The sequence below is a fragment of the Serratia sp. MMO-28 genome (assembly GCF_037199905.1).
Taxonomy (GTDB): domain Bacteria; phylum Pseudomonadota; class Gammaproteobacteria; order Enterobacterales; family Enterobacteriaceae; genus Chania; species Chania oryzae.
Genome location: NZ_JBBCVB010000002.1, coordinates 290388 through 312541, shown reverse-complemented (window position 1 = coordinate 312541; position 22154 = coordinate 290388). Strand labels below are relative to the sequence as shown.

Below are 22154 nucleotides of genomic sequence, written 5' to 3'. Positions count from 1 at the left end.
TTCTTGCTTGCTTTAAAAATTAATTACACTATATCAATAACCCTCTACTATGTAAGAGTATTAATTATTTTCTTATCAAGCTCAGGGCATCCATTAAAATCAGAAAATTTTTGCAATTCATCTATTAAGCTTAAATAAAAAAAATCCCTATCAAATAGATTATTTTCTAAAAACAGGCCCAATACTTCAAAGCGCTTTTCAGCGCGATGAGCTTTACAATCAACTCTACCAATAAGTTTTTCATTATATAATATTGGCAAGCAAAAGTATCCATACTTTCTCTTATTCGGAGGAGTATAGCACTCAATCCTATAGTTAAAATCAAATAGTAAATTCAATCTCTCTCTGTGGATCACCAAATTATCAAAAGGTGATAGAATCTTCAAAGAGCAATCAGAGGGAAGGTTTTTTTCGTATTCAATTGAATCTACATAAAATTCCCTTGAGTCATCAAGAACAATCTTCTTTATGATCCCAGATTGGATCCGATCATTGAGCCCCTGACGCATGGCCTCCCTCAGTGGTTTACCCGTTTTCAGATGCATTAATTGCTTCCAGACAAATACACCGTGAGCTCTAATCGTCGTATCAAGAATGTATTCAGTATACTCGCTGATTGTTGGCTCACTCGTATTCAGACCATCGGGTAAACAGCGCTCGGGCAAGTCATAGACTTTTTCCACTCCATTGCGTTTGCAAATCATAATATCGCCCCGCATAAATAAGACCTCTAAGGCACGTTTTCTGGGGCCTGAATTAAACCAATTACTCTTTTCATTGGTCTTTTTTTCCATGCTTCTTACCTGTAGAGGCCCATCCGCTTTAATATGGGCCAATATCTCATTCATCGATTTCTCATCAGAATATTGATAGTATCTATTTTCACCTCGTCGTACTGAATTAATATGTGGTAATGAAAACCGAAAGTCCTTCATTGGTAAATATGATGCGGCATGATACCAATATTCAAAAATATCCTTACTCGCGATAAGTTGGTTTAGATGATCAGGAGCGTAGTTTGGTACTCGGTTCCATAGCACATGATGATGTGCCCGCTCAACGATAGAAAGCGTATCAATCTGCACATATCCTAGATGTTCAATAGCACTCAGTGTTCCATTAATATCATTACTGAATATTTTCTTTGATAAAAGGCCCTGTTTCGACAATGCTAACCGTCTCAATTGGTTCAACTGCTCCATAATCTCTCCCTTATAAATTACCTTCATAGCTCAGACAGTTATACCTTTCATGCCTCGAGTTGCTTGGGTGTTGGCTGTGCCCTGTCGACCCAGTCACATAGTTATCTATGCTCCTGGGCCCTCCAGTGCTTGCCTCCTACAAGCAACTCGAATTATTTTGTGTAAATGGAGGTTAATCTACAAAAGGTGAAATTATATCTTTAGAAAAAGCTTTACTGGCTGATACATGTGACAGGTTATTTTTTAGATAAGTATGTAAATGTGGGAATAGTTTTAACTCCACTTTCGCATGAACAATACCAGTCAGTATTTCGCACATAATTAAATCTGCAACTGTAAAATAATCATTTACTAAGAATCCATTCTTTTCAATCTGTTTTTCTAACATTGATAAACAACGTAATATCTCAGCTTGTTCTTTTTCGGCGATTGCTGTATTGCGAGATTTTTCATCTAACCAGGTTAAATTTAAAGAAGCAATCTCAATATGATGTTCTAGCTCCGTCATTGCCCAAACAGCCCATTGAAGCAACACCGCTTCATCTATTACATTGTTTACATACAAGGTCGTAGGTGCGTATTTTTTTGCAAGATATAAGCAAATAGGAATAGATTCAAATAGTATAAATCCTGAATCATCTAACACTGGAATTTTAGCATTTTGGTTAATTTCTCGAAAGTCAACAGAACCCGTTCCTTCGCTTCCAAGTTTTACTTGTATCTCTTCATAGGGAACTTCCATTAACTCCAAAATCCAACGAACTCGGTTTGCGCGGGAGTAAGGGTTGCCATATAATATAATCATAATAAGATATCCTCAATGTTATTGTCTATAATTTAATATTAACTGAATGAATTAATCAGTCATCTCAGTTAAGTATTTATTGTGAAAATGCTTGATAGATTCTTCATACTCTTGAGCAAAAGCGCCAATGCCTCCATATTCAGAATACATACCCTCTTGAACTCGTTCACATAATTCTACATCCTCTTTATTTACATTATAATTTTGACTACTTCCTCCACTTTCATAATACTCACCCAAATCAGGTTCATTCTCTTCCATAGATTTGCCAAAGACTCGTATTTGTATTTCGCTGGTTGTGGGAGTAATCGGAATAACCTTTAACATGGCTACGAATTTTGCACCTGTTACTACTCCGAGGTTAGGATACAACAGATGATCACCCGAACCAAACCAAATCTCATTGGGAGCAATTATTTTGGAAGGAATATACTTTTCAAACTCAGCCATTTTGCCATTGACTAGTGTCGGCTGAAAGAATGACCAGTGTCCATTGTAATAATAATTGACTTGTTTTTTATGATCTAAACCGAGTATTGAATTTTTATGGGCATACCAAAGATGATAGCTTTCTATATGATTTTCAACAAACAATTTCCAATTTGCTTTCATTGGATATTGGGTACTGTAAATCTCATCCAATTCGTTTAAATCATATGGACCAAAATATTGCTGAAACTGACCAACCCACTCTTGAAAATCCAGTGCGCCGTGTTCATTTGAATGAACAAAAATCATACCTTTAAATATCTTAATCGCCGCTGGGTGTAAGGAAAAATCCGATTTTTCTATTCCACTAAACTGTTTTGCTTGTTGTGGTATAGAGCATAATTCTCCAGAAAAATCATAACGCCAACAGTGATAACCACATTCGATAGCATTGGTAAGATTTCCTTTACCCCGCAACATCACTGTACCGCGATGCCGACAAATATTGTGAAAGGCTCTCAACTCACCCTGATTATCACGTATAATGAATATAGAGTTACTACCGACATTAGTACAGATGTAGTCGCCACTTTTCATTACGTCTTTTAGAACACCAGCGAAACTCCAATTTTTTGAAAATACATTGGTTTGTTCTTTTTTAAACCACGCATCTGAAAAATAGGCTTCCCGATTTAATCCTAAAGTCTTTATATCACTCATAGTCTTTACCGATGTTAGTAATGAATAAATTTGCGTTATTAATTTAGGGTTTGATTATATGACTAGTGAAGGTTAGTTGTTCACTAAGTTCATCAATATTAATAGAAGGTACAAAGTAGAATCATGATAATATGAACCACTCTTAAAATATCTATTTATCAATTAATGTATCATCGTTAAACCCAAAAATATCATCTTTAGCACGATTAAAAGATGAGATGTCATCGTTCCCATTCCCTGAGAGGTTTCTGAAAAATATGCGTCTAAATGCTAACCCAGGTCTATCCGCAATAACACTGACGGGTTTTGTAATACCATGAACTTGATTTGAAGAAAGCATCAACTCAACATGCTCGACGTCTTCGCCATTAAGCTGTCGTACCCATTTTTTAATTATGTAATCAACTAAAGCATTCTTTGCAAACGAACGTATATGTTCACTGAAAAACCAAGAATGTGTATCATCCGCTGGTGTCACCATGAATAATGCAATTTGTTCATGTCCAGAGAGAAATTTATCATAGAAATAAACAACTCCACCAAGATCAAAACGAAAGTAACATTTTTTGCGATCTAGTTGCGTAACACCGAGCAATTTTCGGCTAAATCCAAGCAGGCCCTCAGTGCCTTTTACCTCATCATGAATGCCGTCATTTGGATCTAACTGTCCCCAATAGCCTCTCATGTCATCGTCGTAGCGAATAACCTGCTCGGCTACTCGGGCTGGCTCTCCAGCTAGTGTTCCTGGATGGATGAAGGGGGGATGTGTATTATCTATTGCATTCTCAATAACCGTCAAGAAAGGTGCATCAGCAAATATTGGAATATCTCTTACACGTCGCATACCACGGCCATAGTCTTTTTCCAGGAAATAATAACTTGGCGGTTTTACATCGTTTGGTTCTGACTCGTCACCCCATATCCAAATGAGCCCTTGACTTTCAATTACATAATAAGCACCAACTTTTGCATGACTAGGGATCTTGTCTGAAGAACATTGGGAAGGTATAACGACACATTTACCGCTGCCATTAAACTCCCATCCGTGAAACGGACATTGTACATTACCGTTTACAATTTTTCCGATTCCTAGATCAGCTCCACGATGAGGGCACATTGCATCAATGGCCACGACCTTATCTTCTAAATTCCTAAAAAAAACAATGTTATTCCCTAGGATTTTTCGTTTTAGAGGGCGGACACTGTTTATCTCATGGCTCCAACCCGCGACGTACCACGCCTTTTTAGGATGTTTATTATTGCTCATGTGATTTTTCCGTTAAATTTTTTCTTGCTTCTGGATTTTGTAAAAATAACATGAAACTTGTTAGACACATGATGTATATGAAAGCATAATGGTGAGTGATCATACCTAATGTAACTACTCGCCAATACTCAAAAAACTCCCCGGTTATCACGATAAAGCATAAAAAAAGCATGATAACACTGATGCCACAGCCAAAAATCCCCCACTGTTTAGCTGCCTCAAATGCTTCTGGGTTTGAGTTTCTTGTTTGAAACATTTTAACTCCTGAGAACATGCAAATTGCACCGGTAAGAAATTTTGAAATATAAATAGTTGAAAATCCAATAGTGGCAAGTATAGGAGAATGTATACTTCTCCATTCTATTCCTGGAGTTCCAAGCGCGCCTTCCATACTCATGACATACTTTACCTGTTCCCAGCCGGCTGAATAGTCTAGCAGATTACTCATCCCCCCAACTAAGCCCCAAAATCCGACGCATAACATCAGTGCCATTTTTATTAAATGAGTCATATTCTTCCTTACTTTATTTGTGTAAAGGGTTTTCTTATATCTTTACGAAAACGGCTGACAAGATATAAAACTACATTTCCTCTAAATTGTATGGACATTAAGCAAATACTCATGTGATTTATCATTCACAACTTCATGTACTCGAGCTCGATCTATTTTTCCACTAGATGTACGTGGCAACCGTGTCGTCCCTAAAAAAATGAAACGATTTACCGATAACTTAAACTCATGCAAAATTTTACGACTAAGCTCTATTGCTAACTCCTCTAATTCTATTAATTCATTACTAACCTCATTAAGTCTCTGTTTTTTAATCTCTTGTATAAAGACAATTTCCGAGTCATCTCTCCCTTCATTAATCCGAGTAACACATGCACCTGTTTCGACAAAGTAATCTTTTTTTCTTACTACAAAATATTCAATTTCTTCCCCATAGTAATTTTTCCCATTAACAATGATCATATTCTTCATTCTTCCAGTTACATGAAGTTTTCCTTGCGTCAGATAGCCCAAATCTCCAGTACGTAAATACTCTTTCCCAGAAGTATCATTTATTATCTTGGCACCAAAGATGTCTTTAGTCGCTTCAGGATTATCAACGTACCCTCTTGCTACATGGGGACCTCGAACCCAAATCTCTCCCCTGTGGCAATCTGGTAGCGGTTGATAGTTCTCATCAACAATGACAAGCTCAGCCTGTTCATCTATCTGTCCTACACTGACACTTGAATCAACATCCCCAATTACGCCAGTCTCTCCCGAAACATACAAGGTTGTTTCAGCCATGCCATAACAGAAGAAAAATGATTTTTTATCGAATTTATAATTCTGAAAACGTTCTATAAATCTTTGAATAGTTGTTGGACGTATCATCTCCGAACCATTAAACGCAACTTTCCAACTACTTAGATCTAGTCCTTCAATCTTTTCCTCTCTGATCCGGGTGACACAATAATCGTAAGCAAAATTAGGCGCTCCACTTATGCTTGCTTGATACATTGAGATTAACTGCAACCATTTGTATGGATGGTGAAGAAAATCATTTGGAGACATTAATATAGAGCTACCACCTGTATATATGGGGTATAATATACCCCAAATAAGTCCCATATCATGGAAGAATGGCAACCAACTTACAGAAGTCTCACCACCAGATAATTGTGTATGTTTGCAAAAACCGTGTTCGATCATTCGCAGATTAGCAATCAAGTTATCATGGCCGACAATAACACCTTTAGGTGCTGATGTTGATCCGGAAGTAAATTGAATGAGCGGTGGTATATCTAAATCAATGTTAATAGACATATGAGCAGTATTAATACTCTCTAGTTTGTCAGTACATATTATGGTATATCGTTTATTATTGAATAATTTCTTAACCTGCTGAGTTACCTGTTCAAGTGTTGAGCTTACAGTAAACACCACCTCAATATCAACATTTGAGATAATTGAAGATAATCTACTATCCGGTTCGTTGCTCGGAGGAATATACATAGGAATAGCTAGCATATTCCCGAACATGCAACCGAAGAAAGCTTCGATGAAATCCAAGCCTGGCGGATACATTAATAAAGCATATTTTCCCCGAAAGTTATTAAATGAAATTATATTTCCAATAGAGAGTGCGCTATCGTATAGTTCTCTATAACTCAGGGATACAGCATTGGTCGAACGTGGTGAATAATATTTGTAAGCACATTTATTACCAACTCTACCTACATGATAAGTAAGCATGTGAGCAATACTATTTGTTTTCATATTTCTCAATATCCAATCAGAATATCTTATGGTTTAATGTTTCTTTTAGATTGGTTTCTAGTGAATGGAATCAGTAACTGTTTAAACCAACCATCTGGGACGTAACTACCAACACCGGTGCCTATGTCAGAAGAGGCTTCTCTATCTTTTGGATTGAAGTAAGTTCCAAATAAATGATCCCAAAATATAGACACTGAACCATAATTACTATCATGTTCCATTCTAATTTTACTGTGATGCCAATGATGTAATTCTGGCGTATTGAATATCAAAGATAACCAGCCACTCGCTACAGCAAGGTTTGAATGACTCAGTAATCCAACAGTTAATTGAAAAGCAAAATACCAATTCAGTAGCTTAATAGGAACATCAATGAATTGTACTACTAACATAATAGGCAAGAAAAAAGCAAATACTTCAAAAGGATGAACTCTTGCATTATTCAACACATGAAGTTGAGCGCTACTGTGGTGTAAAGCATGTAGTTTCCATAAAATTGGAATAGTATGAAATGCTCGATGGCAAATATACCAGATTAAATCCACTATCAATACCAAAATAATCAGCTGTAAAATAAAAGGTAAGTCCAGATCAAATAAATTGTTTTTTCCCTCAGCTGCTTGTTGCTCAACAATCAATATGGCTATTAAGGTTGCTATTATTTGTGCGGCAGGGAAGGTAATATTATAAAAAAAATCATTCCAGCCTTGCCGGTCATACTTATTCCAAGCTTTATGGTAAGGGATGAATAACTCTAAAATAAAAATCACAACCAATAGACCAAGGAAATGAACCTGTATCGCTGTTTCATAAGACATACCCAAAGGGCCAATTAGCCACCAATACATAGTTAAAGAGACAAGCATAACACTTGGCCAGACCAACACACGCAAACGGTTCCATCCCAATTTTGAGTGACTCAATTCTGTTATATTACTCATTTTCTTTCCTTCTGCTAATCTTTCTAGACTCTATTCTTTGATATGTTGGGATTTGTACGTTGCTCACTAATCCCATCCATTGCCATAGTTTGATTAATCCATAACCTAAATCTAAGTTTCGTACATATAAGCCGACATGAGCAGATCGCGGAAACGCATGATGATTATTATGAAATGACTCTCCTAAAGTGATAAAAGTCATCCACCAATGATTACGACTATTATCTCGAGTTTCAAAAGCACGTGGGCCAATAAGATGATTTAGGCTATTGATATATCCTATAGTGCTGCTAAGTACGAATGATCTTACACCCCACCCCCATAAGAACCCGGTGAATAAACCAATCGGTTTTTGAGTGATTGCGAACTCTATTAAAGCAGGGAAGATCATTGATAATACTACCCATTTATAATAATGCCTATTAACAGCACCTATTTCATCATCACGTAATAGGTCCGGCACATAGACTAATGGGTTTGGATAATTATGCTGCCTCATCCACCCAAATGCTGCATGGAATGCTCCACTCAATTTAGAGTTATGCTTAGTGGGTGTATGGGGGTCTCCTTCTTTATCAGTGAGTTGATGATGGCGACGATGGAAAGCAGCCCACACGACTGGTGGTCCTTGTCCACCCATACTAGCTAAGAGTACCAACAGTTGTTTAAGCTTTTTTACGGGCTCAAATGATTTATGAGAAAGGTAACGATGGCTACCACAAATGACGCCAACCAAGGTCAAAAACCAGAATATTAAAAACTCAAAAATATTGGATAGGGTTGGAGGAAACCATATAAATGCAATGATAGTCAATATGACAGGTAAGCAACTCAGCACCAAAAAGTGCAACATTTGTGACCTTACCATGCGTTTATCGAACATTGTGGAGTTCGTATTATCTTCCGATAGTATTTTACTTTCTTTAGAGATATTTTCCATAAGTTACACTCTACCACTGTCATAAGATCATATTTAGTAGCAATTACACAGTTTCAACAGAAAATAATTTCCGTTGAAACTGAATTGAATTACATAACTTAAGTAAGCGCGGTTATTATTTGTTTAGCTGCACGAAGTCCCGACTCCAAGGCTCCCTCAATTTGACACGGGTGCGTCTTTGCGTATTCAGCACCACACCAATAAACAGGTGGTTCTTGTTCCCTTAGCACTTGTCCTATACGACTCATTACACCAGGAGGGAAATATGCGCCATAACTCCCTCCAATCCACTCGTTCTCTGCCCAATCCTCGATATGCACTTTTTGTGGCTTTGGAAACCGACTTCCAAACATACGATCTATAGCTTCTGCCACTAATTCTTCTTGTTTAGTGCCTTCCGCCATAAAATCCTGAGCATGACTTGTTCCAATGAAGCCAGCTAATACGCCTTTCTGGCGATCGGCTGGAGAGTTATCTATGGTGTAGCTAAGAGGATATTGGTTGGTCATGACTTGTCCAGATAAGCCTTGTTCCAACCAAAATGGTTTCTCATATACCGCCTGAACCTTAATTACTCTTCCCATAGGCAGAGATTGTAATAATCGGTTTCGAGCAATGGATTTTGGCGGTGAGAACAAGATTTGTTTTGCTGCTGGCGGTGGTATTGCACATACCACAGCGCGATAACGTCCACGCATACATTCAGCATCTACATCGACAAAACTTTTCGAGACTTTGATTGATCTAACTGGTGTATTTAGGTGTATTTTATTTAAACCTATGCTAGATGCTAATTTATCGCACAATTGACTTGGCCCATGCTTGAATCTTAAGCCTTGATGTCCTTCCTCCACACTAATTAAACTCGTTAGACTCACCGAACGACTTGCGTAGTACTGCACATATAGGAAAGAAACCAGATAGGATTCAACACCAAAAACCATCTCACTTACCATCCTGAAAAACTGCTTTCCGGTCTCAGTGAAAAGTGTGCGATCAATCCACTGTCCAAAAGATAAATGGTCGTATTTGATAAATATCTTATCCCAAGGCTCTATGTTCTTTAAGCGTGCTGTTATACGCTCAAAACGGGCCATACCTTGAATAATATCTGCGTTTAACCAAAAAGATCCTAAAGAAGGTAGGGTACCGCTAAATGAACTTCGAACTTCATTCCACCATATGAGATGTTCGCCCTCGTTATGTGTTTTCACCGTCTCTAAATCAAATCGTTTGATTTGTTCTTTGATCAAAGGCTGTTGTTCAGAAAACCAATTTGCTCCGAGTTCAAGCATGAAGTTATCGTCAAAATTAGTATCTTTAACACGCCCCCCAACTTGCTCTTGAGCTTCAAATATATCAACAGATAGTCCAGATTTTTTTAAACTATCAGCAGCCATAAGCCCCGCAACACCAGCTCCTACGATACAGACATCTGCGTTACGCAGTGATTCCGTCATATCCTTTTCCCTTAGAAGCAATTTCGCAATTGCCCACGGCGTTTGATATCAAGTGATGCACAATGGAAAGAACCAACAAATGGGAAGTAATTCTCAAAATCACATAGTATTGGTTTCATTCCAAGTTTTTTTAAGAAGGCTATTGTATGTTCCTGTTTTCGTTCTACAATAATTCGTTCTTCGTCCAAACTCAGCATATTGATGTTAAGCCAACCTGAAAGCTTGCCTAACCGATTCGTAGGGCTGTAGATTACAGGAGGAGCTTCGAATATTTCCCATGTTTTAAAAATGTCAGGCAGCGCGGAGGGATCAAAGTAGTCTGGGCTATAGAGCAAACGGCCTTTACCTAAAGGCATGATAGTGTCATCAAGATGCATCGCATAGGGGTTCGTAGTTTCAATTACATGTAAAGTGAACTCTTTACCAAGAATTTTCCTGACCCAGTCAATTCCAGCATCGTTGGTTACATGACTTCTGGATACAAGAATATCTTTTCCGAACTTCATAAAATCGGCTGCATCAAAAAGAATTTCCTCTTCTGTCGTTAACCATTCAGTCGGTTGACCCTCACTGTCACGATTAAGTTCTGATACAAACGATTTTTCAGATAAGATTGGTTTTGGTGCAGAAATCCAACGAGCCCCTCGTCGGTTTAAATCTTTGAGTACCTTGCGGTAGGCAAATGTTTCGAAATAGCGGCTTCGGTCAGCCATAGGAGCTTCAATGATCATATCGCCGACTAATAGTAAACTATCGCGCGGGTTTGAAGAACAAAATTGATTAGGAACATCCCAATGAGGGGTTTTAATTGATTTAGAAAAATCTATTGGTTCGGCAACTTGTACCCGCACACCTTCAGATTCAAGCACGGCTTTTAATTCAGTCACTTCTTTTCGGGCGCACTCAATCAAATCCGCCGGATAGCAGTTAACTCCGTCTGGGAATATTTGTTCTAAAACATGACTATACTTTTGAGGAATTACTGATTCAAAAACGGTCATTTCACCAGGCTTCATTGCACCTAAAGGATCACCAAGCAATACCTCTTCTAAGGGATCCCATTCAGTGAAAGCACCTATCGTGTTTTTATTACTTACATCAATTGTCATAGTATTCTCCGTATAATTTATTGAGTTATCAGTTATATGGGGCTGATGGAACGAGATCTCGTACCATCTCTAATGCATTAATCGCACTGTCGATTTCATCAAATGTATTGGCTGCAGTAATAGTAAATCTTAACATTGAGCGTTTAATCGGTGCGTTCGGATACACCGCAGGAGTAATTAAAATACCCTCAGTCCATAAGATCTTTGCCGCTTCTGTAACAGCGGCGATCGTACCTATCTCAACACTAATCAAGGGGTAATAATCTTCACTGTGTACTACTAAGCCAACTTCTCTAACACCATTTATAAAACGCTCAGTCAGTTTATAAATATGTTTTCTTAGAAGATCTCCTTCTTCGCTTTGCGAAATTTCCAACCCTGTTTGGGCACTAGATAAACTGGCTGTTGGACATGGTCCAGAATTAATGAATGTAGGTGCCGTAGAGAAAAACTCTAATTCATCTTTATTTCGGCAAGTTATAAAAGCACCGAGTGATGAGAATGCTTTGGATAAACCAGCAACATAAATTACTTTATCAGCGCACACATCAACTTCATATTTACGTAATAGACCACCACCACCTGTTCCGTAAGGATTCTCTTCGCTAGGTGAACTACCCCATAGACCGAAGCCATGTGCGTCATCGATATACAAAGTGGTATTAGCGTAGTTTTTAATTAGTGCGATAATTTCACGTAATTTGGCATCAATTCCGGTCATCGAATAAACACCGTCAACACAAATATACACAGATTTAAATCTTTTTGATTCTTCTAGTTTTACCCTCAAGTTCTCAATGTTGTTATGCTCAAAGAATTTTTTTGAAGCCCCTTTGGCATATGCTAAATCAACACCTTCTTGTATTGATTTATGTGCTCTCTCATCCATTATAAACAATGTATCTGGAGTGGCTAGTAGTGGCAAGATACCCATGTGTATTAAAGTTACGGTGGGGAAAACCAGTACCTCTGGAACATTAACTATTTCGCAAAGTGTTTTTTCTAACTTAGTGTACAAACTTGGAGAAGCAATTGCTCTTGACCAACTTGGATGAGTCCCCCATTTTTTTAAATCCTCACTGATTTGTGTAAATATCCTCTCATCCAAGTCAAGGCCTAAATAATTAGCGGATGCAAAATCATAAACAATTTTATCTTTTATCTGTAACTTCCGACCTGATTGTGCACTCACCTCATTATAGAATTGAGGGATCTCTTGAATTAGATGTCGCTGTAAGTCAGTGATACCTATACCTAGATTTTTTTTACCGTCAGAGCTCGATATTTCATTGATTAATGCTAGCAAATCTCTAAATGATCTAGCGTTGGTTGATTTGTCTGGATCTATTGTAATCCCAAAGAGACTTTCGATATACAGCATGTACTCAACTTGGTTTATCGAGTCAAGAGCAAGGTCATCACTCAGTTTCATGTCTAAATTTAAATCTTTAGGTATATATTTCTTTTTATACTTATGACAAAAGCTAATGTATGAGCTTAGTAACTCTTCTCCATTTATTTTTACTGATTTAATTTCTTCTGAACTAATAATAGCAACTTCTTCCATAATTTAATTCTCCACATTGGTATTAAAATGAAATTTGATATTCACTATCAAAATTTGATTTAAATATAATGATTTGTATGACGCTAGTTAGCGTGTGAATCCATTTTTGTCTTTACTTGCTTAAAGTCACAATTGGAACGTCGTCCATTAGTGAATTTTTTCAATATATTATGTTCTCTCCAATGATTGAGCCGCTATAGCTATATATTGACCTGACAAGGAGATTATTCAATATGGTGTTCATTTGTGTTGATATAAACTTGCGGTGTTGATTGCTTTCTACTTACGATTTTACGTATAGCGACATAAAAAACTGGCGTCAAAAACAGGCCGAATAGCGTCACACCCAGCATACCGAATACCACTGCCACCCCTGTTATAAAACGAACTTCACTGCCAGCTCCGCTACTGAAAAGCAGTGGCAGTGAACCCATGATAAAAGCAATAGATGTCATCACGATGGGACGCAAACGCAGGTAGCATGCTTCCAATATGGCATCAATCAGTTGTTTACCTTGCATTTCCAGCTCTCGTGCAAACTCTACTATTAAAATAGCGTTTTTCGTCGCAAGCCCCATCAGCACCACTAAGCCAACTTGGACAAAAATATTATTGTCCCCACCTGTTAACCAAACCCCTGATAGCGCGGCAAACATACTCATAGGTACGATAAGCAGTACTGCAAAAGGTAATGTCCAGCTTTCATACAGCGCGGCCAAGACGAAAAAGGCCAATAGTATAGCTATAGGAAATACTATCAGAGTGCCATTCTTCTGATGAACTTGTTCATAACTCAGGTCTGTCCATTCAAGTGTAATACCAGGCGGTAAGACCTGTTCAGCGATCTGTTTTAGTTTAACGATCACCTCGGAAGAGGAAAGTACACGCGGATCAGCATCTCCTATTAAATCAGCTGCCGGATAACCGTTATAACGAATGACAGGATCGGGTCCGTAGCTTTGTACAACCGTTATCATTGAACCGATAGGTACCATCTCACCATTTGCATTACGCGTATGCAGCTTGCCAATATTTTCTATCTGTTGACGATAATCCGCGTCAGCCTGGGCCATCACGCGATAAACACGGCCATATATATTAAAATCATTGATGTATACAGAACCAAGGTAGGTTTGCAGCGTGTCAAACAAGTCTGTTAGCTTAACGCCTTGGGCTTTCACTTTCACACGATCCACCTGAACTTCAAGTTGTGGAATATTAGATTGATATGCGCTGACGGGATAAACCATACCGGGAGTTGTCGCCACTGCATATTGAAAAGCATTCATTGCCTGTTGTAGCACGGCATAACCCAAATTACCGCGATCTTCCAAGTAAAGAGAATAACCAGAACCATTACCTAATCCTTGAATAGGAGGCGGCATTAAAGAATAAGCGAACCCATCTTTTATCGTACTTAGCTTCTGACTTAGTTCCGCATTAATTTCAGCTGCACTCCGAGTACGCTGGTCAAATGGTTTGAGAATTATGTAGGAAGAAAAAAAATTGGGAGTCGTAACAAACTGTAAAGCATTCAAGCCAATTAAAGAAGCCACTCTTTCAACGCCTTCAACACCCCGAGCGATCTCAGCCATTTGAGCTTCTATTGCATCTGTACGGTTCAACGATGCTCCCGCAGGTAATTGTGCTCCAGAGAAGAGGTACAGTTTATCCTGAGTAGGAATAAAACCGCTTGGTATAGTATGAAAGAGTAATCCTGTCACTACTAATAGTAGTAAGTAAACAGAAAAAATGGAACCGCGTCGGTTTAAACAGGCTGCTACCCCCCTTTTATATCTTTCCGAATTCTGTTTAAAGAAGCGGTTAAAAGGACGAAAAATCCAACTAAAGGCGCGACTAACACCACGCTCTAAGACATCCTTCGGTGCCGCATGTTTTTTTAATAATATTGCAGCTAATGCAGGCGACATGGTTAGTGAATTAACTGCGGAGATAACCGTTGAGATCGCAATAGTAACTGCGAATTGCTTATAAAATTGCCCCGCAACACCGCTGAGAAATGCCATTGGGACAAATACTGCGCAAAGTACCAATGCAATAGCGACAATTGGACCTGATACTTCACGCATGGCCTGATGAGAGGCCTCTAGCGGCTCCAAGCCATTTTCGATATGACGTTTGACACTTTCCACAACGACGATTGCATCGTCCACGACTATGCCAATCGCCAGTACCATGCCAAATAGAGTTAACGTATTGATCGAGTAACCAAATAGATATAGGAAAGTAAAAGTACCAACAATAGACACTGGCACGGCGAGCAGAGGTATAATAGAAGCACGCCATGTTTGTAAAAAGAGGATAACAACGAGAACAACCAACACAACAGCCTCAATGAGGGTATGTTGTACCGCTTTTATAGAGTCACGAATAAAACTAGTGGGATCCCACTCAGCTCGGTAGGATACGCCGCTAGGAAAATTAGCTGAGAGCTCATCCATTTTGGCATATACTGCGCTCGCAGTATCTAAGGTATTTGCTTCTGGAGTAAGAAAAACCCCCATAAATACCACATCACTACCATTCACAGAAGTACGCATGCTGTAATCATCCGCACCTAGTTCAATGCGTGCCACATCTCCTAGACGGACAATTTGTTGATTGTCTCCCTCTTTCAGAATAATATCCTTGAACTCCTGCTCATCCTTAAGCCGACCATCCACATTGATTGAGATCAGGAAATCAGCTGCAATAGGTGATGGTTCTGAACCCAACTGACCTGCTGAAACTTGTATGTTTTGCTCACGTACTGCGCTGATTACATCACTTGATGTCAGGCCTAGAGTAGCTAATTTGTCTGGTTGCAACCATATTCGCATTGCGTAATCACCTGCACCGTACGCATGTACAGAACTGATCCCTTCTATACGCGCCAGTTCATCTTTTATGTGCAGTTTTATGTAGTTACGCAGGTAAGTGGGGTTGTAGCCTGGATCCTGAGAGCGTAATGATAGAAACATTAGTGGTGTGGCAGGTTGCTTTTGCGTCGTTACACCATATTGCCGCACGCTTTCGGGCAATCTTGGTAAGGCTTGGCTGACTCTGTTTTGTACACGCACCGCCGCAGCATCGGGGTCAACTCCCTGTTTGAAAGTGACCACAAGGCGCAGATTGCCATCTGAACTTGCGATCGACTTCATATAAGTACTGTCCTCTACGCCATTAATAGCCTCCTCTAATGGAAGGGCTACAGAGGTGGCTATTTCTTTCGGGTTAGCGCCGGGAAAAGTAGCTTGCACCACAACACTGGGTGGAATGACCTCCGGATATTCACTTACAGGCAATTTCGAAAGGGATATCAGCCCTAACACGAAAACGAAAATCGATAAAACGATTGCAAAGATTGGCCTATTAATAAAAAATTTTACTAACTCCATTACAACGCTCCTTGTGTAGTGGTGATTGGAGTGAGTAGTGGAGAACCATTCATCGCGACCATAGTTGGGTTGACAGGTGCACCTGGATAGAATATGCGCTGTAACCCGCTAATAATAACCACATCCCCTGTGTCCAGACCTGATTCGATAACACGCAACCCTTCATGCATACGCCCAATAACGATGTCTTTACGAAGCGCGATGTTGCCTTCTGTTAACACGAAGACATAGCGGCGTTCTTGGTCGGTCATAATGGCTTTATCATCAATTAATAAGGCTTGATATTCGTGGTTATCAGAAAATTGTACCCGCGCATATAAGCCCGGTGTGAAGAGACGTTCTGGATTCCTTAATATTGCACGAACTTGAATTGTTCCGGTGCCGGGATCCATTTTATTATCAACGAAATCAACCTCTCCGCTATGTGGATAACCTTGTTCATTCGCTAACCCAACGCGGACCAGCCCGTCAGGTTGTGAGCTTTGAGCTTGGTGGGCCTGCGTGCAATACCGCAAGTAGCTGTGTTCATCTAGATTAAAGTGAACATAGACGGGATCTTGGGATACCACAGTAGTTAATAGGGTTTGGTCGCTTACCGCGAGGTTGCCTAAAGTAAGTAAAGCGCGACCCACACGACCACTGACAGGTGCGCGTACTTCAGTATATTGCACATTTAGCTTGGCATTGATGACCATTGCTTCTGCCGCACGGGCATCAGCTTGACTTTGAATATAGCCTGCATGGCCGATATCGGCGTCATTTCTAGAGATTGCTGATGTACTAAGCAAGGCTTTAGTACGCTGATCTTGTATTTTGGCTAATGTAGAAGCTGCATTAGCTCTTTCTAGTTGCGCTTGTGCGCTATCTAAAGCAGCTTGGTGAGATCGTTGGTCGATAACAAACAGTAAATCTCCCCGCTTGACTTCGTCCCCTTCAGTAAAGGTAATGCGTTCTATATGACCAGTTACACGAGGTCTGATTTCAACGGATTCTACAGCACCAATGAGACCATTAAATTCATCCCATTGTTTTATGCGTTTCGCGACTACTGTGGCAACATTAACATCTGCAGGTGGTGGCGCACTTGCAGATGCAACTTTTTGTTCTTTGCATCCCAACAGCGTTACGGAAAATACTAGAATTGCGGCCACGGGAAAACGAGCATATATAGGGCATCGCATAATATTATTCTTACCCTTGTTGAACGGTGTTAAAATAAAGTGAAAATGAATGGGTGTTCATCTGAAGTAAATAGGCTAAAACGCTTGGCTTGTTCTACGCTGTCGCATTGATGTGTGTGGGCGAATCATGAGCAAGTGAACTGTGAACACGGGAATGGTCAACCAATAGCTCAGACAAAGTGTCGGGGTGTTCAAGTAACCGCATGAATTCAATATTTCTCTCTAGCGTAGGGAGTCCATAGATTTTCTGAATTACTATAAGCAGCGCTGGGGGTAAGTTCATATACTCTACCTCCCCATCTTGCGAATTTAAACGCAACAATCGCACACATTTTAGTGTTTCAATAATTTCCGTTTTTATAACACAGGGTTTCCCACCAAATCTGACAAAATAATGGGCGCCCGGAATATTAGTTAGTTCTGTAGGGTGAACAATCTCCGGGTCGATGTGAACAAACAAATAACCGGCGAATAGGGCTTTCTGTCTGACATTGGGAGATGTTCTATTTTTACGCGGGGTAATTCGTGTTTCTAATGGGTAATAACACTCGATATCTAAGCTTGAAATTTTTTGGACTACACGTTCAAAACGTTGGATTTGACAATAGAGTAGGTACCAATTTTTCATAACTCATCTCCTTTTGGGTTTTGTTGAATAAATTGGATTTCCGGGTCATGTATTCAACATATAGATTTGGTCATTGAATACTCACGCTCGATGAATGTACCAATAATGTTGTCATGCATTTCTACTGATTTTGAGTATCCGAGAGTCTTGCGATTTAGCCGTTTTAATCGGTTGCGAAGATTCAGATTTTCACGCTCAATTCGTTATGTATAAAGCTTACCTGTGATGTGCTTTTCATTCGGTAGCATGTCGTAAGCGCCGAAGTTATCTGTGCACCAGAAGGCAACCTTAAAACCCACACACAACTTCAATAACTTACGGAAAGTTTTTTCGCTTCGGCGACCAAAAGCATGGGCAGCAATACGTTTGAAACGGGGTTCCCATGCATACCATAACCAGCGCTGCTGCTTCTTGTTGCCTACAAATGACCACACTTCATCAACTTCGCAGATGAGCTGGATTTGCAGCTTGTCCAATGTCAACGCCAAGATTTATGACCGTGGCAGCGTAGTTACTTACACATCGCGGCGAGAGTTTTTTAAGGTGCGCACAACAGCATTGATACTGATACGCAACGCCCGTGCGGTATCGCGGATACCTGAGTTGTTCATAGCAAGGTCAACGAGTTGCTCTTTCATACCTGCGTGACAGGCGCGATAAGCGTAATCGAACTGGAAAGTTCGGCAGCACATTTGGCACTGATAACGCTGATGACCAGCTTTTCCCAGACCGTGTTTTTAACGGATTCAGTCTGTTCACAAAATGGGCACTTCACATCAACTTTTGCCATTCAATACACTCTGTCAAAAGGGTTATCTCACAACACAATCAACACTTTGAATACTTGACCAACAAAAGTGATTTATTCAACAACGCCATCCTTTTGAGAAAAGCCCGCCCTATACCGTGACAAAGCAGATATTATTTTAAATCAATGAATTTTGTAATATAGTAGATCTTTGATGTACTCGAATTAAACTATAACATTCTTTTAACTTCAATAAATTAACACTTTCTTTTCATATATGTCTGCCTAGACTTTACCTTCCAGGCGATTTGGCAAACTGAATGTCAGGTTGATATTGGCTTCGTTCCTTATCGCGTTGAAGTTATTCTTACTGACAGAAACAGCCTAACGTTCCTCAGTTGGTTTATCTTCACTGATACCTTTAAAATCGCCAACTGCCAGCAAGTTTAATGACAACTCAATTTCAGCCGTTTTATAACCTATATTAGGTATGAATATACTCATGTTATCCTTTCTTTAGGCTTGGCACTATTTTTACTCATAACTCATCCCTTTAGGCACTGTAAGTGATGCCAGCCAATGTGTTCATTTTTAGATAAAGCGAACGCTCCCCTCCAGATACCCTGAACAGTAGACTTAAAGTCCTAGTGGATATCCGTCACTACTCAGGCCATAACTTCTTTGTTCCTTGTAGCCAACATAAGAAACTGCGCAATGATAAAAAACCAGTCAATATCTGCAATCTTTAAGCGGGAAAATCCTTATATTAGAATTGCTTTACTTAAACAATCATCCACGATCTTAAAGGCAAAAGTCAATAAACATTTTTTTACAATCACATACAAGACATCTCTTGGACTTATGTGCCCCCCATAAAATGCTCACAAAAATAATTTCATTTGAATATTATTTAACATTAAAAAACAAGCACATATGAAAAAAAATCATAATTTAAATCTATTGGTTTTTATTTTAACATTTAATTAACATATGGATAGCTCGACATAATTCACAAATTACTAAAATATTATAATTTTTAATTTTATTAATTTTTCAAATGAAACCTCAAGTTTCACCGATAGCTTGTACTCCCAAAAGAGCTTTTCATCGTAACATCAGTAAAGCGCAGTCGTAGATCGAGTAAAATTCTGGAAATTTCACTATTTACAGTGTAATTGACTGGATCAGCGTCAATATAAAGCAAATTATCAAGAATATTTAAGATACCAACTCCAGCTTATATCGCCATTACGGGGGGGCGCAGGGTAATATTATCGCGGGGGCGTTCACCGCCGAATCGGTCGGTAACATCTTTGTTCAAGGCCACAAAGATCAGATGTTGGTCCAGGAATTTGAACATATCGTTACCGTGCCGACTGACCCTCAGTCAGGTCAGCCTTCCGGTCAACGTGCACACAAGCCATTCCGTTTCACCGTAGCGTATAACAAGGCAGTCCCTTTGATGTATAACGCGTTAGCCTCTGGGGAAATGCTGCAAACGGTTGAATTGAAATGGTACCGTACATCGATTGAAGGTAAACAAGAGCACATCTTTACCACCAAACTGGAAGATGCTACCATTATCGATATCGACTGTAAGATGCCGCATTGTCAGGATCCGGCCAAAGCCGAGTTTACTCAGTTGGTGCGTGTTTCACTGGCCTACCACAAGGTCACATGGGAACATACCACGGCGGGCACTTCAGGTACTGATGACTTGCGTGCCCCGATCGAAGCGTAAGACGATGTTGACTCAACAGCCAGTAATGAAGTGAGGTATTGGCTGCTGCCTACAGCGTCTCGGCACGTTAGATTCTCCGTATTTCTCCCCACAGGGTGACAACATCGTGCTCATCCTCTTCTCAGCGTTCAATTCCTGATCACGCATTGCATTTTATTGTGCATATGTGTAAAAAATCGCACGGCGTCAGGCTGTGGCGATAGCGAACAAACAGACGGGATTTCCGTCCCTTTTTCGCCATTGCGGAGTGTTGAGTTGCATTCAGAGAACGTTACCCGAACTGGCCCGCTTTGCCTGGTGTGGGCTGGTCGCACTTCGCCTGGCCCAGCAGGAAGGGCGTGCGTTGTCTGGCCTGCAACAGCACCTGTTTCTGATGCAGTGGCTGACCACCGCCCAGAAGCAGAAGCGGTTCCCGAAATGTGTGGCCTCGGACATCGCCTGGTTATTGCAACAAGGCAAAAAGTACGGGTTTGCGGCAAAACTGCCCCACAAGCTGGACTACCTGTATCGCTCCACCCGCGGCATGTTGGCGCAGCAAAGTGATTTATTCAGGCTGACCTATTTCCTTGAAACTCTGAAGGCCATGGGCTGGCGTAACGAATTGGTATCGCAAAAAGAGTAGCGAGACAGTTTCTCTACCTCCCCTAATACGATATACGCCGCCAAAGCGTTACTGGAAAGCAGCTATATGAGACGGGAAAATTGCTGACACCTATGGCATTACGTTTTGCTGGGGATGTTGAGGGTGTACCTGCTCTCTTAGCACAGTGCCATCTTCCCTTCCTGACCTTGACAGTCTGGCAGTATTAACTCTGTTGCCGGTACCATAGCGCTTGCCAGTGATTGAGGGTGCTGGATCTTTGTACTGAGAATAACTCACGTTCAAAGATCGTTGCTCACCGTGAACTAAAGTTGCCAATTTCTTCGCGAGAACCCTTGGCACGCAACCAGAGCATTGAAAATCAATGCCTGCTTTCATCAATGACTGTAGGGTCGAAAAAAGTATACAATGGAAAGACGACAACGGTAGCAATCTACGCATCAGGCGCAGCGGTATACCGGCATGGAGCGGAGGGTTCCAGTGTGACTGTCCCAGACTTGTATCTCTGAGGTCGCAATACGCATCCCCTTTTTTCTGAGCACCGCCACGTCGGCCGCGATCCGCTGCATACCAAACCAGAACAGACCATCCAGCGCCGTCACCGCCAGTCCATTCTCCAACGCGTGCTTAAGCCGTTCGCGGGGCATTTTTATTTCCCTGGCAATCTCCCGGGAAGGCGTAGCAGTCTCGCCTGCCCCCCCTTCCCGGCGAATGCGGGTTGACAGACGGTAGTGAAACTCATCCGGTACCTGACTCAAATCAGACTTCACGCTGTAGACACAGCCAAAACGCTTACCGTTAAATACAACATTTTTCTGACTGAGTGGCAGTTCTTCACGCAGCCCGGCAATCAGTTGCGGGGCACGCACCAGCAGCAAGCGAAAAGGCAGTTCAAAGCTGGTGACATAATCCACATTCAGCAAGGCGATATGCAGACGCTCGGCACTTCCTGCCCGAACCTGACGGCACTCTTCAATGACCTCAGCCCATTGACGTGTAAGACGCGGCGTTTCACTGATTTCCGCGAAGTGGTATTTTTCAAGGTGGTAATCAATACGTTCGACCATGCTGGTTTTCCTTCGCCTACCCATCAATGACTTTATCAACGGGTTATGCGCAAAGGAAGCTGTTCTTCTAAAGAAGGTCAC

The 22154-nt window shown here is 40.4% G+C and carries 16 protein-coding genes and 2 pseudogenes; 2 read left to right on the top strand and 16 right to left on the bottom strand.

Features of this window, described 5'->3' with window-relative positions:
• Positions 1 to 47: 47 nt before the first annotated feature.
• From WG891_RS03075 to WG891_RS03005, 15 genes and pseudogenes are all read right to left on the bottom strand, one after another.
• Positions 48 to 1202: a winged helix-turn-helix domain-containing protein gene (locus WG891_RS03075; RefSeq protein ID WP_337261380.1), complete on the bottom strand. Its 1155-nt coding sequence runs from the start codon at positions 1200 to 1202 to the stop codon at positions 48 to 50.
• A gap of 172 nt (positions 1203 to 1374) precedes the next feature.
• On the bottom strand, positions 1375 to 2007 hold the full coding sequence (locus WG891_RS03070; RefSeq protein ID WP_337261381.1) for a glutathione S-transferase family protein: 633 nt from the start codon (positions 2005 to 2007) through the stop codon (positions 1375 to 1377).
• 51 nt (positions 2008 to 2058) lie between these two features.
• A complete protein-coding gene (locus WG891_RS03065; protein ID WP_337261382.1) occupies positions 2059 to 3156 on the bottom strand; it encodes an aromatic ring-hydroxylating oxygenase subunit alpha in 1098 nt (365 codons plus the stop codon).
• Positions 3157 to 3307: 151 nt separating this feature from the next.
• A complete protein-coding gene (locus tag WG891_RS03060) occupies positions 3308 to 4423 on the bottom strand; it encodes a Rieske 2Fe-2S domain-containing protein (protein ID WP_337261383.1) in 1116 nt (371 codons plus the stop codon).
• A complete protein-coding gene (locus tag WG891_RS03055; protein WP_337261384.1) occupies positions 4413 to 4934 on the bottom strand; it encodes a DUF2165 family protein in 522 nt (173 codons plus the stop codon). The genes WG891_RS03060 and WG891_RS03055 overlap by 11 nt, the downstream gene beginning before the upstream one ends.
• Before the next feature lie 81 nt (positions 4935 to 5015).
• Positions 5016 to 6692, bottom strand: coding sequence for a fatty acyl-AMP ligase (locus WG891_RS03050; RefSeq protein ID WP_337261385.1), 1677 nt, complete (start codon positions 6690 to 6692; stop codon positions 5016 to 5018).
• Positions 6693 to 6718: 26 nt separating this feature from the next.
• Positions 6719 to 7633 (bottom strand): sterol desaturase family protein, encoded by a 915-nt coding sequence (locus WG891_RS03045; protein ID WP_337261386.1) that lies wholly within the window; start codon positions 7631 to 7633, stop codon positions 6719 to 6721.
• Entirely contained in the window at positions 7626 to 8573 is a 948-nt protein-coding gene (locus WG891_RS03040) for an acyl-CoA desaturase (RefSeq protein WP_337261387.1), read from the bottom strand. The genes WG891_RS03045 and WG891_RS03040 overlap by 8 nt, the downstream gene beginning before the upstream one ends.
• 98 nt (positions 8574 to 8671) lie before the next feature.
• Complete coding sequence (locus WG891_RS03035) at positions 8672 to 10033, bottom strand: flavin monoamine oxidase family protein (RefSeq protein WP_337261388.1); 1362 nt, start codon at positions 10031 to 10033, stop codon at positions 8672 to 8674.
• A gap of 11 nt (positions 10034 to 10044) precedes the next feature.
• Entirely contained in the window at positions 10045 to 11142 is a 1098-nt protein-coding gene (locus tag WG891_RS03030) for an amidinotransferase (RefSeq protein WP_337261389.1), read from the bottom strand.
• A 28-nt stretch (positions 11143 to 11170) separates the two neighbouring features.
• The gene (locus WG891_RS03025) at positions 11171 to 12709 is read right to left on the bottom strand and encodes an aminotransferase class I/II-fold pyridoxal phosphate-dependent enzyme (RefSeq protein ID WP_337261390.1); all 1539 of its coding nucleotides are present in this window, start codon (positions 12707 to 12709) and stop codon (positions 11171 to 11173) included.
• A gap of 224 nt (positions 12710 to 12933) precedes the next feature.
• Positions 12934 to 16107, bottom strand: a complete 3174-nt coding sequence (locus tag WG891_RS03020; RefSeq protein ID WP_337261391.1) for an efflux RND transporter permease subunit — start codon at positions 16105 to 16107, stop codon at positions 12934 to 12936.
• Positions 16107 to 17288: an efflux RND transporter periplasmic adaptor subunit gene (locus tag WG891_RS03015; protein ID WP_337265193.1), complete on the bottom strand. Its 1182-nt coding sequence runs from the start codon at positions 17286 to 17288 to the stop codon at positions 16107 to 16109. Before WG891_RS03015 ends, WG891_RS03020 begins: the two co-directional genes overlap by 1 nt.
• Before the next feature lie 94 nt (positions 17289 to 17382).
• Positions 17383 to 17916 carry a transcription termination/antitermination NusG family protein gene (locus tag WG891_RS03010; protein WP_337261393.1) on the bottom strand — a complete coding sequence of 178 codons (534 nt, stop codon included), beginning with the start codon at positions 17914 to 17916 and terminating at the stop codon, positions 17383 to 17385.
• A 53-nt stretch (positions 17917 to 17969) separates the two neighbouring features.
• Positions 17970 to 18706: pseudogene (locus WG891_RS03005) on the bottom strand (IS1 family transposase).
• A gap of 1181 nt (positions 18707 to 19887) precedes the next feature.
• On the opposite strand from WG891_RS03005, the pseudogene WG891_RS02995 reads away from it, so the two are divergent.
• Both WG891_RS02995 and WG891_RS02990 read left to right on the top strand, forming a co-directional pair.
• A pseudogene (locus tag WG891_RS02995) lies at positions 19888 to 20405 on the top strand (Hcp family type VI secretion system effector).
• Positions 20406 to 20655: 250 nt separating this feature from the next.
• Positions 20656 to 21027, top strand: coding sequence for a DUF2913 family protein (locus tag WG891_RS02990; RefSeq protein WP_337261394.1), 372 nt, complete (start codon positions 20656 to 20658; stop codon positions 21025 to 21027).
• A 419-nt stretch (positions 21028 to 21446) separates the two neighbouring features.
• Here WG891_RS02990 and WG891_RS02985 read toward each other — a convergent pair whose 3' ends face one another.
• A complete protein-coding gene (locus tag WG891_RS02985) occupies positions 21447 to 22073 on the bottom strand; it encodes a DNA-binding protein (RefSeq protein WP_337261395.1) in 627 nt (208 codons plus the stop codon).
• Between the last annotated feature and the right edge of the window lie 81 nt (positions 22074 to 22154).